13 protein-coding genes are annotated in these 15,514 nt (G+C 68.1%); 7 read left to right on the plus strand and 6 right to left on the minus strand.

Going from position 1 to position 15,514, the window contains the following annotated elements:
• Nucleotides 1-19: 19 nt before the first annotated feature.
• The 3 genes from QH168_RS04170 (at nucleotide 20) to nrdR (ending at nucleotide 2,646) form a co-directional block, all read left to right on the plus strand.
• A complete protein-coding gene (locus QH168_RS04170) occupies nucleotides 20-550 on the plus strand; it encodes a hypothetical protein (protein WP_280233057.1) in 531 nt (176 codons plus the stop codon).
• 158 nt (nucleotides 551-708) lie between these two features.
• Nucleotides 709-1,968, plus strand: a complete 1,260-nt coding sequence (locus QH168_RS04175; protein ID WP_280233058.1) for a hypothetical protein — start codon at nucleotides 709-711, stop codon at nucleotides 1,966-1,968.
• Between the two features lie 207 nt (nucleotides 1,969-2,175).
• Nucleotides 2,176-2,646, plus strand: coding sequence for a transcriptional regulator NrdR (gene nrdR, locus QH168_RS04180; RefSeq protein ID WP_280233059.1), 471 nt, complete (start codon nucleotides 2,176-2,178; stop codon nucleotides 2,644-2,646).
• A gap of 50 nt (nucleotides 2,647-2,696) precedes the next feature.
• Here the strand turns inward: nrdR and hrpA are convergent, their stop codons facing one another.
• Entirely contained in the window at nucleotides 2,697-7,073 is a 4,377-nt protein-coding gene (hrpA, locus tag QH168_RS04185; protein ID WP_280233060.1) for an ATP-dependent RNA helicase HrpA, read from the minus strand.
• A gap of 224 nt (nucleotides 7,074-7,297) precedes the next feature.
• On the opposite strand from hrpA, the gene QH168_RS04190 reads away from it, so the two are divergent.
• The 3 genes from QH168_RS04190 (at nucleotide 7,298) to QH168_RS04200 (ending at nucleotide 9,981) form a co-directional block, all read left to right on the plus strand.
• Nucleotides 7,298-7,951 carry a Pr6Pr family membrane protein gene (locus QH168_RS04190; RefSeq protein WP_280233061.1) on the plus strand — a complete coding sequence of 218 codons (654 nt, stop codon included), beginning with the start codon at nucleotides 7,298-7,300 and terminating at the stop codon, nucleotides 7,949-7,951.
• A complete protein-coding gene (locus QH168_RS04195) occupies nucleotides 7,951-9,174 on the plus strand; it encodes an aspartate aminotransferase family protein (RefSeq protein ID WP_280233062.1) in 1,224 nt (407 codons plus the stop codon). Before QH168_RS04190 ends, QH168_RS04195 begins: the two co-directional genes overlap by 1 nt.
• Before the next feature lie 168 nt (nucleotides 9,175-9,342).
• Entirely contained in the window at nucleotides 9,343-9,981 is a 639-nt protein-coding gene (locus QH168_RS04200) for a DUF5134 domain-containing protein (protein WP_280233064.1), read from the plus strand.
• A 15-nt stretch (nucleotides 9,982-9,996) separates the two neighbouring features.
• On the opposite strand, the gene QH168_RS04205 is transcribed toward QH168_RS04200, so the two are convergent.
• The 3 genes from QH168_RS04205 to QH168_RS04215 form a co-directional block, all read right to left on the minus strand.
• Nucleotides 9,997-10,671: a PhzF family phenazine biosynthesis protein gene (locus tag QH168_RS04205; protein WP_280233065.1), complete on the minus strand. Its 675-nt coding sequence runs from the start codon at nucleotides 10,669-10,671 to the stop codon at nucleotides 9,997-9,999.
• 140 nt (nucleotides 10,672-10,811) lie between these two features.
• Entirely contained in the window at nucleotides 10,812-11,351 is a 540-nt protein-coding gene (locus QH168_RS04210; protein WP_280233066.1) for a carboxymuconolactone decarboxylase family protein, read from the minus strand.
• Between the two features lie 18 nt (nucleotides 11,352-11,369).
• Nucleotides 11,370-11,957, minus strand: coding sequence for a peroxiredoxin (locus QH168_RS04215; RefSeq protein ID WP_280233067.1), 588 nt, complete (start codon nucleotides 11,955-11,957; stop codon nucleotides 11,370-11,372).
• A gap of 130 nt (nucleotides 11,958-12,087) precedes the next feature.
• On the opposite strand from QH168_RS04215, the gene QH168_RS04220 reads away from it, so the two are divergent.
• Nucleotides 12,088-12,996 (plus strand): hydrogen peroxide-inducible genes activator, encoded by a 909-nt coding sequence (locus QH168_RS04220; protein WP_280233068.1) that lies wholly within the window; start codon nucleotides 12,088-12,090, stop codon nucleotides 12,994-12,996.
• 90 nt (nucleotides 12,997-13,086) lie between these two features.
• Here QH168_RS04220 and speD read toward each other — a convergent pair whose 3' ends face one another.
• Entirely contained in the window at nucleotides 13,087-14,295 is a 1,209-nt protein-coding gene (speD, locus tag QH168_RS04225; RefSeq protein WP_280233069.1) for an adenosylmethionine decarboxylase, read from the minus strand.
• Nucleotides 14,296-14,304: 9 nt separating this feature from the next.
• Complete coding sequence (locus tag QH168_RS04230) at nucleotides 14,305-15,417, minus strand: type III PLP-dependent enzyme (RefSeq protein WP_280233070.1); 1,113 nt, start codon at nucleotides 15,415-15,417, stop codon at nucleotides 14,305-14,307.
• Nucleotides 15,418-15,514: the final 97 nt, after the last annotated feature.

Raw genomic sequence — 15,514 nt, forward strand, 5'->3', positions numbered from 1 at the left:
CACCACGGAGGTTTGTCCGATGAGCACAGCGATCAGCGAAATCGATACGGCCACAGCCGCACACGGGGAGGCAGGCAGGTCCGCAACCGTGCGACCCGGTCCGGTTCGTCGTGAGCGCGAGGGGCTGGAGGCGCCCGCGCGCGGGTCGGTGCCCGGCCGCCGAACGGGCGGCGGGCGGGCATCCGCGGCGGTGGTTCGTCTCCGCCCGGCCCGTGGTGTGCGATCCACCCGCAGTGCCATTCAGCGCCCGGTCGATCGTCGCCCACGCGCCGCCGGGCCGCGGGCCGGTGTGGTCCGCTATGACACTCGTCCGGTCCGCCTCGCGCCGTCGGGATACGCGCCACGGCCCGAGGAGCGGGTGGAACGCGCCCAGGTCGGTTTCGCCGTGCTCGCGATCTCCGCGCTGCTGAGTGCGGTGGCGGTCACCGTGCTCATCGGTATCGCGCACCTACGTGCGGAAGCCGTGACTCCGCAACAGCATCCAGGCCCTCCGGCGCTGGTCGAACCGGCGCCGATGCCTGCGGGCGGTCTGTCCGATATGCCGCGCTGAATGCGCCCCACCGCCCAGCGGCGGCCGGCCCCCGCGCGGGCGCGGGCATCGAGGAACGGCCAGCAGGCCTGGCCGAAAATATTGATCGGCAACTGAAACACGTTGCTACTGTGCTGAACACATCCAGGCAACGCCGCCGACAACCGAACCGGGACCGCATGACGCCTCAGCACACCGCCGGAGACCGCCGCCTCCGGTTTCTCGCCAGAACCACCGCCACCGTCCTCTGCCTGATCGTCGGATTCGTCTGCCTGCCGGTCGCGCACGCCGCACCGGCCTATGCCGCCTACCTCGATCAGCCCGCCGTCAACGACGACGGCACCACGGGCGGTGGGCTGAATCCGGTCCTGCCGCTGGACGAGCCGACACTGCGCCGCGCGCTGGAGGCGGCCAGAGCCGATGGTGTGCCGCCGCGCCGCTATGCGACGCTGCTGCATCAGTACTGGCTGGTCGTCGCGGTGGACAACGCCGGAATCGACCTCGCGGCATGGGATCCGAGTCGCGGGCCCGCCGCGGGCGAGCGCACCTTCAACCAGGTCTATGTGAACTATCTGCGGCTGGCGTCGGGTCACCCGGAACTCTGGTGGGCCGGCCTGGCCGGAATCGCTGGTGGCTCCTTCGCCTCCGGATACTTCGATATGAGCGATGTCGGGCGGGTGATCGACCTGCCGGGAATTCATCAGCTGGGCAACGCCGTCGCCGACATACTGCGCACCACGCCAGAGGAACTGGTCCGCGGGCTGCCCGACGATATCCGGCTGCTCGCCACCGAGGGCCCGAAGCTGACCGTGGACGATCTGGCCTGGTACCAGATCCGGCTGATGACCATGCAGAAGCACATCTTCGTCGACCTGGTACCGATGCACGAGGCCTATCTCGCGCAGGGGCTGGCGGGCATCGACGAGATGCACCGCGCCGGAATCCTCGACGACGGTCTGCGCACCGCCTGGGACTCGGTGGCCGCCGGTACCCGGGCGGGATATATCGACGCGCTGATCCGGATGACCGACCGGGAACAGAACCACGTCGTCGCCGACCAATGGGACGTCACCGCCGCCGGTCGCGGCGCAATGGGGCGTGTGCTCACCTACGTCAGCACCGTGGCCGGTAAGGCCGGTGTGCCCGGTGTGCGGGCACCCGGTGTGTTCCGCCCGGCCACCGTCACCGCGACGGCCGGGCCGCGGACGCTATCGCTGCGCACCCCGCTGCCGGACTGGAACTGGGCCGATCGCGACGCCCGCTGGACCTACATCACCGGCGATCTGGTGCCACGCCATATCGATATGAAATCCGATGCGCCACTGGCGGCCGCCGTGCTGGCCGAGCCGTTCTGGGACAAACTGGCGCGCGGTCGCCTGCTCCAACGCCTACCCGAGGTGATCGCCGATATGACGAGCCAGTGGCAGCTGACCGGTTGAGTTCGAGCGGTGCCCGCGTGATCGCGGGGTGAGCGCAACCGAATCCAACCCCACACGGGTATTCTCGAAGTGCTATGGAGGTATACCCGAGTTCACCGCGGGTGTACCCGATGCCGGGCACCGCCCCGGCCCACGCGCTCGCCGGACGGTTGGCCCCGATCGGCAACCGGCCCGGACGCGAGCGTACGCATCGACGAAGGATCTCGGATGCACTGCCCGTACTGCCGACACCCTGACTCCCGGGTGGTCGACTCGCGCGAGGCCGACGAAGGCGCGGCGATCCGCCGCCGACGTTCCTGCCCGGAATGTGGACGCCGTTTCACCACGGTGGAAACCGCGATCCTGTCCGTGGTCAAGCGCAGCGGCGTCACCGAACCGTTCAGTCGCGAAAAGGTCATCCGTGGCGTGCGCCGCGCCTGTCAGGGCCGCGAAGTCGACGACGACGCGCTGAACCTGCTCGCACAGCAGGTCGAGGACACGGTCCGGGCCAAGGGCTCCCCGGAGATCCCGAGCCATGAGGTCGGACTGGCCATCCTCGGCCCGCTCCGCGACCTCGACGAGGTGGCGTATCTGCGGTTCGCCTCGGTCTACCGGTCGTTCACCTCGGCCGAGGATTTCGAACGCGAGATCCAGGGCATGCGCCAGGCCCGCGCCGCCGCCGTCGGCTCCACGGACTGAACGCCACGCCGCGTCGGTACGTTCACCGCGTGCGGTGGCGCGGCGCACGCCTACCGGCGGATCGCGCCGATCGCTTTCTGGATCCGCTTGGCCGACACCGGGTACGGGGTGCCCAGCTTCTGGGCGAACAGACTGACCCGCAGCTCCTCCACCATCCACCAGATCTCGGCCACCTCGGGTGCGCGGCGGCGCGGTTCGGGCAGCCCGGCCAGCAGCCGATCGTAGGCGGCGAGGACCGCGTCGATCTCGGCCATGCCCTGTCGGTCACGCACCGCCGAACCGGGCAGGGCCTCCAGCCGCACCACCGCGGCCCGCAGGTATCGCGGTAGTTCACGTAGCCGGACGCTGCCCCATTCGGAGATGAAGCCGTCGAACACCAGATCGGCGAGCTGATCGCGGACATCGTCGGCGATATCGCGTTCGGCGGTGTTCGCCAATGCCGTCGACACGTGATGCGCTTCGGTGAGCACCGGCACCACCAGCCGGACCATACGTGCGGCCGCGGCGGCCAGCTCCGGGCGCACCGTCGCCACCAGTGCGTCGAACTGTTCGGGACTGCGGACCGGACCACCGGCCGCGGCGATCAGCTCATCGGCGGCGGCCGAACGGCAGTCGGCGACGAGGGCGTCGAGTGAACCGTAGGGATTCTGGCTCACCACCAGTCGGTCGGCGGGGGACAGGCCCGAGGTCACCGTGCGCAGTGAGGTCGGGATGGCGCGCAGCACCAGTTCCCTGGTACCGGCCCGCATGGCCGTCGCCTGCTCGGCCGGGGAACTGAGCACCCGCACCGCGACCCCCTCGTCTTCGGGGACGAGGGCCGGATAGCCGGTGATGGTCTGTCCCGCGACCTCACGCTTCACCGTCGGCGCGACCGTGCCGAGTGATTCCGCCGTCCACACCAGCGCGGGCGCACGCTCCGCACCCGCGGTGGCGCGGGCGACCGATGTCGACACCTGCTCGGCAAGCACGGTTTTCAAACGCGCCAGGCTCTTGTCACGGGCGAGGACCGTGCCCCGATCGTCGACCGCGGCGAAGGTCATCCGCAGATGATCCGGCAGTGCGGCAGGATCCAGATCGTTCGGCGCGATCGGCACCGCACCCAGCCGCGACAACTCGCGGGCCAGCCCGGTGCGCAGTGGTTCGGCGCGCGGAGTCAGTGCGGCCAGGGCCGCGGCGGCGAAATCCGGTGCGGGCACCACGGCTCGCCGCAGATTCTTGGGCAGCGTCTTGATCAGCGCGGTCGCCAGCTCGTCGCGCATGCCGGGCACCAGCCAGTCGAAGCCCATCGCGCGCACATGCGCCAGCTGCGCGACCGGGATGCGCGCGGTGACGCCGTCGTCCTCGTTACCGGGTTCGAATTGGTAGGTGAGCGGGAAACTCAATTCGCCTTGGCGCCAGGTGTCGGGGAAATCGGTCGGGTTCAGCGCCGCCGCGCCCTCGTTGACGACCGTGTCCGAGGTGAAGTCCAGCAGCGTGGGATCGGTGCGTTTGGTGGTGCGCCACCAGCGGTCGAAATGGCGGACGGAGACGATATCGGCGGGTACGCGCCGGTCGTAGAACTCGAACAGCACCTCGTCGTCGACGAGGATGTCGCGGCGGCGGGCACGATGTTCGAGATCGGCCACATCGTCGAGCAGTTCCCGGTTGCGGTGGAAGAACTCGTGGGTGGTCTGCCATTCGCCCTGGACGAGCGCATGGCGCAGGAACAGCTCACGGGAGATGACCGGGTCGATTCGCCCGTAGTCGACCGGGCGCTGGGTCACCAGCGGCACACCGTAGAGGGTGACGCGTTCATAGGCGCGGGCGGCGCCCCGTTTGGACGACCAATGTGGTTCGGAATAGGTGCGTTTCACCAGATCGCCCGCGAGACGTTCGGCCCATTCCGGTTCCACCCTCGCCGCCATCCGGCCCCACAACCGTGAGGTCTCCACCAGTTCGGCGGCCATCACCCAGCGTGGCGGCTTCTTGGCCAGCGACGAGCCGGGGAAGATCATGAACTTGGCGCCGCGCGCACCGAGGAATTCGCGCGATTCGGCCTCACGGACACCGATATGGGACAGCATGCCCGCCAGCAAGGCCTGGTGGATCGCGGTCATATCCCAGGGGAGGGCGTCGTCGTCGACCGTGGTCGCCGGTGTCACGGGCTTGCTCTGACCCTTGCCGCGTCCGCGTTGCTTCGCTGCGCGCGCCGGTTCGACCGCACGGGCGGGTTCAGCCGCTCGGGCGGGCTCGCCGTGCGCCGACCAGCCGAGCCCCTTGGTGATGGTGCGCAACTGCCCGTGCAGGTCCTGCCACTCCCGAATCCGCAGGTAGTGCAGGAACTCCTCCCGACACATCCGCCGGAACTGGTTCGACGACAGCGATTTGCGCTGCCCGGACAGGTAGTCCCACAGCCGCAGATACGCCAGGAAATCGGAGTTCTCGACGGCGAACCGCGCATGTTTGGTGTCGGCCGCCTGCTGGTGCTCGGCCGGACGTTCGCGCACATCCTGGATCGACAACGCCGCCACGATGATCAGCACCTCACCGAGACATCCGTTGCGGTGCGCTTCCACCAGCATCCGCGCCATCCGCGGATCCACCGGTAGCCGAGCCATCTCGCGGCCGATCGGAGTGAGCGATAACCCGTTGTCGTCCTCGGGGCGGCGGCGAGCGCCTCGCTTGCGTCCACGGGAACCGTTGGCGTCCACGGGCGACCGGTCGGTGGGCGCACCGGCATCGACGCGCTGGTGGGCCTCTCCCTCGGCTGTCGTGCCTGAGTCTGCCGGTGTCGTGCCCGTGTCCGCCGGTGCCGTGCCCGAATCGGCCGGCTGCATGTCCGCATCCGCTGATGCTGTGGTCGCTCGCGCAGGCGGGGCATCCGGTTCGGTTCGACCCGCTCCGCGCTCGGGCTGGTGCCGGTCTGTCGCTGTGTCGGGCCGGTGCGCCGCCTCGGCTGTTGCCGTGGCGCGGCCGCCGCCCTGTGGCGCTGTGGCGGTCCGCGGGGCGAGTGCGCCCAATTCTTCGAGCAATGCGATGCCGTCGCGGATCGCGCGGGAATCGGGCGGCTCCACGAAGGGGAACTTCTCGATATCGCCCAGACCGAGCGCCGTCATCTGGAGGATCACCGCCGCGAGATTGGTGCGCAGGATCTCCGGATCGGTGAACAGGGGACGGGATTCGAAATCGTCCTCGGAGTAGAGGCGGATGCAGATGCCGTCGGCCACGCGCCCACAGCGTCCGGAACGCTGACGTGCGGAGGCCTGCGACACCGGTTCGATGGGCAGCCGCTGCACCTTGGTCCGCAGCGAATAGCGGGAGATACGCGCGGTCCCCGGATCGACCACGTACCGGATGCCGGGCACGGTCAGCGAGGTCTCGGCGACATTGGTGGCCAGCACGACCCGACGTCCGGTGTGTGCGGCGAACACCCGATGCTGTTCGGCGGCCGAGAGCCGGGCGTAGAGCGGCAGGATCTCGGTGCGTGGCAGTTTCAGCTCGCGCAGGACGTCGGCGGTATCGCGGATCTCGCGTTCACCGGACAGGAACACCAGCACATCGCCGTCGCCTTCGGTGAACAGTTCGGTGACCGCGTCACCGATGGCGTCCACCGGATCGCGGTCGAGGACGCGCTCGTCCTCGTCCTCCTCGCCGGACGGCACCGCCAGCGCCAGCGGCCGATAACGGATCTCGACCGGATAGGACCTGCCCGAGACCTCGACGATCGGTGCGGGCGTACCGGCGGCATCGGCGAAATGACGGGCGAACAGTTCCGGGTCGATGGTCGCGGAGGTGATGATCACCTTCAGATCGGGCCGGCGGGGGAGTAGCTGTTTGAGATAGCCGAGCAGGAAATCGATATTGAGGCTGCGTTCATGGGCCTCGTCGATGATGATCGTGTCGTAGTTGCGCAGCAGCCGGTCGCGTTGGATCTCCGCGAGCAGGATGCCGTCGGTCATCAGCTTGACCAGGGTGTGCTCGGCGGCCTGATCGGTGAATCGGACCGTATAGCCGACGGCGTCGCCGAGTTCGGTGCCCAGTTCCTCGGCGATTCGTTCGGCGACCGCGCGGGCGGCGAGCCTGCGTGGTTGGGTGTGGCCGATCATGCCGCGGATACCGCGACCCAGTTCCAGGCAGATCTTCGGGATCTGGGTGGTCTTGCCCGAGCCCGTCTCGCCCGCCACGATCACGACCTGGTTGGCGGCGATGGCCGCGGCGATGTCCTCGCGTCGCGCGGTGACCGGCAACTGCGGCGGATAACGGATCTCGGGTACGGCCGCACGACGGTTGTCGATGCGTTGCTCGGCCACCGCGATCTCGGTCTCGATGCGCCCGAGTTCGCCGCCGCGTGCCCGGTCCAGCTGCCTGCGCAGCCGATGCTCGTCGCGGAGTGTGAGAGTGGCCAGGCGGGTGCGAAGCTCACGCGGGCTGGCTGCGGTCCTGGTCATTGCGGTATCCAGCCTAATGGACACCCACCGGCGAGGGCTCCGCATTTTCTGCCGGCCGCGGCGGTCGCTGGGGCATATGCCCTGCGTATCGCTGATCGAGTCCGGGGTGAGCGTCGCCCAGTTCACATATCCGGGGTCGTGCGGACGCTCGCACGGCGCGGTTGCCGGTGGTGTGCCCGCGATTCGCCGGCTGCACCGGTGGCCGGTATGCGACGATCGGCGCCATGATCACCAGCTGGGGTACACCGGCGTGGATCCGGGTGCTGCGATTCGCGTTCGGCGTGCTGGGAGTTCTCGCTCTGGCCTGGATACCGATCCGCGCTATCGGTGAATCCGGGTTCTCCACCAGCAACTACTTCAGCTACTTCACCATCCAGTCGAATGTGCTCGGTGTCGTGGTGTTGCTGGTCGGCGCGCTGGCCGACCCCGGTGCTCGCCGATGGCAGGCCGTGCGCGGGGCGAGCGCGCTGTATCTGCTCATCACCGGTGTGGTGTACGCGATATTGCTGGCCGATATCGACGTCATGCTCACCGACCGGTGGATCAACGACATCCTGCACCGGCTGCTGCCGCTGGTGATGATGCTCGACTGGGTCCTGGTGCCGGTGAGTCTCGGCCGCACCGGACGACTGCTCGGCGCCCTGCTGATCTACCCGGCGGTCTACGGTGCGTATTCGCTGATCCGCGGCCCGATCGTGGACTGGTATCCGTATCCGTTCCTCGATCCCCGCGAACAGGGTTATATCTCGCTCGGCATCGGTCTCGTGGTGCTCGCCGGTGTGTTCGCGCTGCTGGCGGTGGCCGTCGTCGCGCTCGGCGGGCTCGCGAGCCGCTGGCAGGATGGACGGCGAACATCCGCCGAAGCGAGGAGCGCCTGATGGGATCACTGTGGCACGGTTTCGCCGATATGGGCGCTGTCGAACGCGACGGTGCCTTTGTCGTGGCGCGGGGTGAGGGTGCCTACATCTGGGACGAGGCGGGTAACCGCTACCTCGACGCCACCGCGGGACTGTGGTTCGCCAATGTCGGCCACGGCCGCAGCGAGATCGCCGACGCCGTCGCGCAGCAGCTGTCGCGGCTGGCCCACTATTCCAACTTCGGTGATCTCGCCGCGCCCGTCACCCGGGAGCTGGCCGAACGGTTGGCCGCGCTGGCGCCGGTGCCGGGCAGCAAGATCTTCTTCACCTCCGGCGGCTCGGATTCGATCGATACCGCGGCCAAACTGGCCCGCCGCTACTGGCATGAACTCGGCAGGCCGGACAAATCGATCATCGTCGGTCGCCGCCTCGCCTATCACGGCATGCACGTCGCGGGCACCGCGCTGTCGGGGCTGACGCCGAACCGCGAGGGGTACGGCGAGTTGATGGCCGATGCCCGCACCGTCGAATGGGATGACGCCAAGGCGCTGCTGGCGCTGATCGAGGACCTCGGCGCCGACCGCATCGCCGCGTTCTTCTGTGAACCGATCATCGGCGCGGGCGGGATCTACCTGCCACCCGAGGGTTATCTGAACGAGGTGCGCCGCATCTGCCGCGATCACGACATCCTGTTCGTCGCCGACGAGGTGGTCACCGGTTTCGGCCGCATCGGCGGATCCTGGTTCGCCTCCACCCGTTTCGGTCTCGAACCGGACCTGATGACCACCGCCAAGGGCCTCACCTCCGGCTATCTGCCGATGGGCGCGGTGTTCATCGCGCCGCGGGTGGCCGAACCGTTCTTCGCCGGCGGTGTGTGGTGGCGCCACGGCTATACCTATGGTGGTCACGCCGGTTCGGCCGCCGCGGCCATGGCCAATCTCGACATCATCGAACGTGAATCCCTGCTCACCGCCGCAGCGCAGCTGGAATCGGCCCTGCGCCATCATCTCTCGCCGCTGGCCGACCATCCGCGGGTCGCCGAGGTCCGCAGCGGTCTCGGCGCCGTCGCCGCTATCCAGCTGGCCGATCCCGCCGAAGCTCCCGACATGGTCAAAGCGTTGCGCACCCACGGTGTTTCGTCACGAGCGGCAGGAGCGGGCGCGTTGCAGATCTCCCCGCCGTTCGTCACCACCGATACTCAGCTCGCCGAACTCGCCACCGCATTCACCCGCGCCCTCGGCTGATCCCTACCACGGTTCGCCCGGCCGAAGGTGCTGTGTCACGGCGCCGCCGGGGGTCTGCATGTCCAGCCGAGTCCGCCGCGGGAATCCATCGTAAAAGGCGCCGGGCCGCCTGCCGCGATGCGACCATAGGAGCGGCGTCACGGTCGCTGCGGCGAAAGGTGGTGGGATATGGCGGAATTCGTGCTCGAATATCCTGCATTGCGGTGGTCGGTGGTGGTCGCGTTCCTCCTGGCCGGGGTGGTCGTCGCGGCACGCGCGATGAGTGCTGTTCCCGTGGCGGCGGCCTCCGTCGCGTCCGCCCGTGGACCGGCGTCCGTCGCACGTCTTACCGGCGCGCACGATCGGGAATCGGATGCGGCGCATCTGATCATGTGCGCGGTGATGCTGGCGATGCTGGTGTTCCCGGTGCAGGCGCATGCGCACGCGATGCGTGGGGTGCTGATCGCGATGACGGTCGCTTTCGCGATGTTGCTGGTGGTCCGGGTGGTGGAGTGGCATGTCGACGGTCGGGCGCTGCCGGTGGCGCGGGCGAGCGCGCTCGGATATCACGTGATCGCGGCCGCGGTGATGCTGTACGCGATGTCCGGTCATACCGCGAGTGGGCATACGGGCGGGCCTGCCGTGATGCCCGCGATGGGGTTGGCGGCGCTGTTCGTCGTGGACGCCGGTGTACTGCTCGCATGCACTGCCACCGGACGACCTCCGCGCTGGCTCGCCCACGCCGGTGCGCATCCCGGCGGGTTCGTGCCGCATATCGTCATGGACCTCGGTACCGCCTACATGCTGGTGGCGGCGGTAGCGGGCTGATCCGGCGCCCGCCGACTACAGGTCGACGATGGAATCGGCGACCACGCGCCCACCGAGCCGGACCCAGCCGTCGGAATCCCATTCGGTGAAGATCTGCGAGCCCTGCCCCTGGGTGATGACCAGGCCGCGTCGCAGCAGCGCCGTCAGCGCGACCGCGGCCGCGCCGGTGGCCTCGTCCTCGGTGATTCCCATAGCGGGTGCGAACATCCGCGAACGCAGCGCACCACGGTGCTCATCGGTCCATGCCCACAGATAATGCGAGCCCTCGGTGAAATCGGCGGGGTCGACCATGCTGAGTTCGTCGGGCTGCTCGAGCTGACGGAAGGCGAAATCCGGTGCCCAGGTACCGCGCGCCTTGACCCAGACCAGGCCGTCGGACAGCTCGACCGGTACCGGTCCGGCCGGAACCTCGAGGGTGTGGACCGGCAGACCGTGCTCGGCCAGCCACCAGCCGGTGCCCACCGATGGATGCCCGGCGAACGGCAGCTCCACCATGGGGGTGTAGATCCGTACGCGAGCGATCTCGTCGACCGGTTCGTCCACGAATACCGTCTCGCTGTAGCCGAGACGGGACGCGAGAGCTTGTCGTTGGGACTGCTCGATTTCCGCGGCCCGCACGACACCCAACTGGTTGCCGAATCGTCCGGCCGGGTCGGTGAACACTCGCAACACTTCAGCCTGTGTGCCCATGTCAGCCGAGCGTACTAGGCGCGGGTGCTGCCGTAGGACCCTCCATGTCATACATCACAGCAAATAGCTGGCAAACATCACTGGACGACAATGGCCCCGACCGCTCGGGTCGGGGCCATTGAATCGGCAGAGAGTGCAGGTCAGACCGTGGCCGTGGCCAAGGCCTCGGTGGACTGCACGGCCTGGCCGACGCCGGCAACGATCGCGGCCGCGCGCAGCGCCTCGAAGATCACCTCACGCGAGACGCCCTCTTCGCGCAGGGTGTGCTCATGCGCCTCCAGGCAGTGCTGGCAGCCGTTGATCGAGGACACCGCGAACGACCACAGCTCGAAATCGGCCTTGTCGACACCGGGAGTACCGATGATCTGCATGCGCAGACCGGCCCGCAGATCGTCGTACTTGCCGTCGAGGAATGCCTTGCCGCGGTAGAACACATTGTTCATACCCATGATGGACGCGGCGCCCAGCGCGGCGTTGTAGGCCTCCGCGGACAGGGTGTCGGCGGCTTCCTCGGCGATCTCGCGCAGCGTGGTGGCCGAGCGGGTCGCGGCCGCGGTGGCCAGCAGGGTGCCCCACAGCTGCTGTTCGTTCAGCACGGTGGTGCGCGCGATCGAGGACAGGTTGAGCTTGAGGTCCTTGGCGTACTCGGGTAGTGAGTTCTTCAGATTGTCGATGCTCATGGTGTGTCTACCTCGAAATCAGACGCTCGCGGCCAGCAGCTCGCCGGCGTTGATGGTCGGGTCGCCCTTCTTCCAGTTGCAGGCGCACAGCTCATCGGACTGCAAGGCGTCGAGCACGCGCAGCACCTCGTCGACATTGCGGCCGACCGAACCGGCGGTCACCGAGACGAACTGGATCTCGTTGTTCGGGTCGATGATGAAGGTGGCGCGGTCGGCGACGCCGTCGGCGTTGAGAACGCCGGTGGCGGCGGCCAATTCGCGCTTGAGGTCCGACAGCATCGGGAACGGGAGGGTCTTGAGATCCTCGTGCTGGGCCCGCCACTGGAAGTGCACGAACTCGTTGTCGACCGAGGCGCCGAGCACCTGGGCGTCACGGTCGGCGAACTCGTCGTTCAGTTTGCCGAACGCGGCGATCTCGGTCGGGCAGACGAAGGTGAAGTCCTTCGGCCAGAAGAACACGATCCGCCATTTGCCCGCATGGTCGTCGCTGGTGATCTGGGTGAAGTAGTCGTCAGGCTGCTGAGCGTCGACCTTCGACAGGTCACCGCCGATCACCGCGGTGAGGTTGTACGCCGGGAACTGGTCGCCGATGGTCAGCAGGGCCATGCTCATCTCCTCGTCATGTCGGTAACCGGCGTGATCGAGTGATCAGCCGGGTGCGCAAAAAAGCTCGTCTGTGATCTTGCCCAAGAACCGGTAAAAGGTAAAGGTGATAGGTCGCACTACACTGATAGGCGTGACTGATCAGACTTATCAGCCAACCCTGTCGCAGCTGCGTGCGTTCGTCGCGATCGCGGAGTACCGGCATTTCGGCACGGCTGCGGCCCGGCTCAATGTGAGCCAGCCCACGTTATCGCAGGCATTGGCCGCGCTCGAACACGGCCTCGGGTTGCAGCTGATCGAACGCAGCACCCGGCGTGTATTGGTGACCGCGGCGGGCATGCGATTGCTGCCGCAGGCGATGGCGACGCTGGAGGCGGCCGACCGATTCCTGGCCTCGGCGACCGGCGACGGCCTCGGCGGCACGCTACGCATGGGCATCATCCCGACCGCCGCGCCCTACATCCTGCCGTCGCTGCTGCCGGCACTGCGCCGCAAACTACCCGCGCTCGTACCGCAGGTGATCGAAGATCAGACCGCTCGCCTGCTCGACGGGTTGCGCACCGGAATCCTCGACGTCGCGGTGCTCGCCCTGCCCACCGACGCATCGGGCCTGGTCGAAATCCCGCTGTACACCGAGGAGTTCGTCCTGGTGCTGCCGCGTGAGCACGAGCTGGCCGGACGCATCGATATCGAACCCGCCGCACTGGACGAGCTGCCCATGCTGTTGCTGGACGAGGGCCACTGCCTGCGGGACCAGACCCTCGAGCTGTGCCGCTCGGCCGACGCTCATCCCGCCGCGGTCGGTGATACCCGTGCGGCATCACTGGCGACCGTGGTGCAGTGCGTGGCGGGCGGACTCGGCATCACCCTCATCCCGGAGATGGCCGTGGCGGCCGAAACCGGTCGCGGCACCCTGGAGACGGCCCGCTTCGCGAACCCGGCCCCCGGTCGCACCCTCGGCCTGGTCTTCCGGGCATCGACCGCGCGCGCCGACGATTACGCCTACCTCGCCGAGATCATCCGTACCCAGCGTCCCGCCTGAGCCGACCGTTGCGCAGCGCCCGGCAGCGTCGTCGGGACGGTCGATCGTATCGAGCCCATGCCGCGCGTCGCAGGCTGAGCGCCGAATCCGTCAGTCCGCGGTGCGCAGTGCGAAAGGTTCGATCGCGCCGCGTATCAGGGCGCGGGCGTCGATGGTGGCGGGGCGGTAGGGCAGGGTGGTGAGGCGGTCGGTCATACCTGGTACCGGATCGTCGATGCGATCGACCAGGCCGAACAGGAACGACCATTCGTGCTCATCGCTGCCGTAATGGACCACGGTGCCGAACTGTTCGTGGAAGCGGCGCCAGGAACGCTCGAGGGTTTCATTGCGCCACATGGTCGCGCAGCCCGCCTGTGCGCTGAGCACACCGCCGGGGGCCAGCACCGCGCGACATCGCTGGAGGAACTCCGCCCCGTAGAGGCGGTTGTGCTGCGCGTCCTCGACGCGTTCGTCGGGCAGGTCGATCACGATGACGTCATAGCGCACACCGTCGGCGGCGGCCTCGGTCAGGAAGTCCCAGCCGTCGGCGAAATGCACCCGGATCGGGCCGGAACCGTCGACGGCGTCGGCCAATTCGCCGGTCGTGTACCCGTAGGGCAGGTGCTCGGCGCACAACTGCACCGCCACCCGGTCGATATCGACATGGTCGACCCTGGTCGCGCCCGCGGCGACCGACAGCTGGCTGGCCACGCCCTCACCGGACCCGATGATGAGCACATTGTCGAGTTTCTCGGCCAGTACGAACGCCGGAACCATCATCGCCTCGTGATAGGTGAGCTGCGAGAACTCGGTGGACTGGCGATCGTTGTCGGAGAACAGGCCGATGCCCTGCGCGGTCCGGGCGATGAGCAGACGCTGGAAATCGGTCCTGGTGTCCACCAGGACATCCGACAGATCCCAGATGCGGGTCAGACCGGGGCCCAGCGGCTCCTCCACGCGTTGACCGGCCCGGCCCCTGCGCACAGTGGTCATCCGAACATCCTTGGGTGACAAGGCGTTCCGCAGCAGCTCGACCGTCTTCTCCGCGCTCGCGCCGATGCTGCCGCAGGTGAACACGTCGACGAAGATGTCACCGGATTCGGGATAGGTGTGGATCGAGGCATGCGATTCCGCCAGCAGCGCGAGAACGGTCACACCCTGCGGGGTGAACTGTTTACGCACGACATCGCAGATGGTGACACCGGCGCCCACCAGCGACTCCCGCAACGCGTGCTCGAGCCGTTGCGGGTCGTTGCAGAGATCCGCATCGACCCCGCCGAACTCGGCCAGCACATGCCAACCGGTGAATTCCGCTGTCATGGAATCCTCTCACTCTCCCTCGGCGCCCACGACATGTACGGCCAAGGGCGCGAAACCGTTGAACGACACCGACGAATAGCTCGCGGTGTAGGCGCCGGTATCGAGAATCCGGACACGGTCACCGGCGCGCAATGTGGTCGGCAGCAGGACCCGCGTGCGTTGGTAGAGCACATCGTCGCCGTCGCAGGTCGGACCGGCGAGCACGGCCTCGTCGACGGGGTCGCCGTCGCGTTCGGTGGCGAAACGGTAAGCGATGTACTCGTTCTCGGTTTCGGCCAGACCGTTGTAGCGGCCGATGTCGAGATACACCCAGCGCCGCCCGTCCGGCGCGATCCGCACCCCCATCACCTCGGCGTGCACGACTCCGGCCGTGGCCACCAGGGCGCGTCCCGGCTCCACGACCAGCTCGGCGGTCTCGGGCAGCAACCGCACCGCCGAGCCGATCGTGACCGCCGCGATCTCGTCGATACCGGGTGCGGGTTCGGCGTAGGACACCGGCAGACCGCCGCCGATGTTCACCGAGGACACCGCAATGTCCTTGTCGGACAATGCCTCGACGATCCGTGCGGCCTGTTCGATACCGATGCGCCAGGCCTGCGGGTCCAGCTGCTGTGAGCCGACGTGGAAGTAGGGTCCGGCCACGACGAGACCGAGATCGCGGGCGCGCACCAGCAGCCGCAGCGCCTCCACCGGCGCACAACCGAATTTGGTGCCGAACGGCGTGCGTGAGGGCGGCGCCGCCGATAGGAATCGGCATTCGACCTCGGCGCCGGGAGCGTGCTCGGCGATCCGCAGCAGATCGTCCTCGGTGTCGAAGGCGAACCGGCGCACCCCCAGCGTGTGTGCGCGAGCGATATCGGTGGCCTTCTTGATCGGATTGCCGTAGTACAGCTGCCCAGCGGCGATGCCGAGCCCGAGACACAGTGCGATCTCGCCGACGCTGGCGACATCGAACTGTGCGCCTTCGGTGTCGAGGATCCGCAGGATCTCGGGAACCGGGCAGGCCTTCACCGCGAACCGGATCCGTGCCCGTCGCCCCGCCCGGATCAGTGCGGCGTCGAGGGCGCGATAGTTCTCGCGTACGCGCTCCGGGCGGAGCATCAGGTACGGGGATTCGGGCATCGGTGGATCTTTCGGTCGGGCAGCGCAGGAACAGTATCAGCGGCCGGTACCCCGGATCGAATCCGTCAAACCCCGAGTTCCGGTGGTCGGTTCCAGC

It is taken from the genome of Nocardia cyriacigeorgica (assembly GCF_029868385.1).
Lineage (GTDB): Bacteria > Actinomycetota > Actinomycetes > Mycobacteriales > Mycobacteriaceae > Nocardia > Nocardia cyriacigeorgica_F.

Coding starts and splice junctions, on each gene's coding strand:
- QH168_RS04190 (WP_280233061.1), top strand. CDS start 7,298: ATGATCACCAGCTGGGGTACACCGGCGTGGATCCGGGTGCTGCGATTC.
- QH168_RS04170 (WP_280233057.1), top strand. CDS start 20: ATGAGCACAGCGATCAGCGAAATCGATACGGCCACAGCCGCACACGGG.
- QH168_RS04215 (WP_280233067.1), bottom strand. CDS start 11,957: ATGGCCCTGCTGACCATCGGCGACCAGTTCCCGGCGTACAACCTCACC.
- QH168_RS04200 (WP_280233064.1), top strand. CDS start 9,343: ATGGCGGAATTCGTGCTCGAATATCCTGCATTGCGGTGGTCGGTGGTG.
- QH168_RS04195 (WP_280233062.1), top strand. CDS start 7,951: ATGGGATCACTGTGGCACGGTTTCGCCGATATGGGCGCTGTCGAACGC.
- nrdR (WP_280233059.1), top strand. CDS start 2,176: ATGCACTGCCCGTACTGCCGACACCCTGACTCCCGGGTGGTCGACTCG.
- QH168_RS04230 (WP_280233070.1), bottom strand. CDS start 15,417: ATGCCCGAATCCCCGTACCTGATGCTCCGCCCGGAGCGCGTACGCGAG.
- speD (WP_280233069.1), bottom strand. CDS start 14,295: ATGACAGCGGAATTCACCGGTTGGCATGTGCTGGCCGAGTTCGGCGGG.
- QH168_RS04210 (WP_280233066.1), bottom strand. CDS start 11,351: ATGAGCATCGACAATCTGAAGAACTCACTACCCGAGTACGCCAAGGAC.
- QH168_RS04205 (WP_280233065.1), bottom strand. CDS start 10,671: ATGGGCACACAGGCTGAAGTGTTGCGAGTGTTCACCGACCCGGCCGGA.
- hrpA (WP_280233060.1), bottom strand. CDS start 7,073: ATGACCAGGACCGCAGCCAGCCCGCGTGAGCTTCGCACCCGCCTGGCC.
- QH168_RS04175 (WP_280233058.1), top strand. CDS start 709: ATGACGCCTCAGCACACCGCCGGAGACCGCCGCCTCCGGTTTCTCGCC.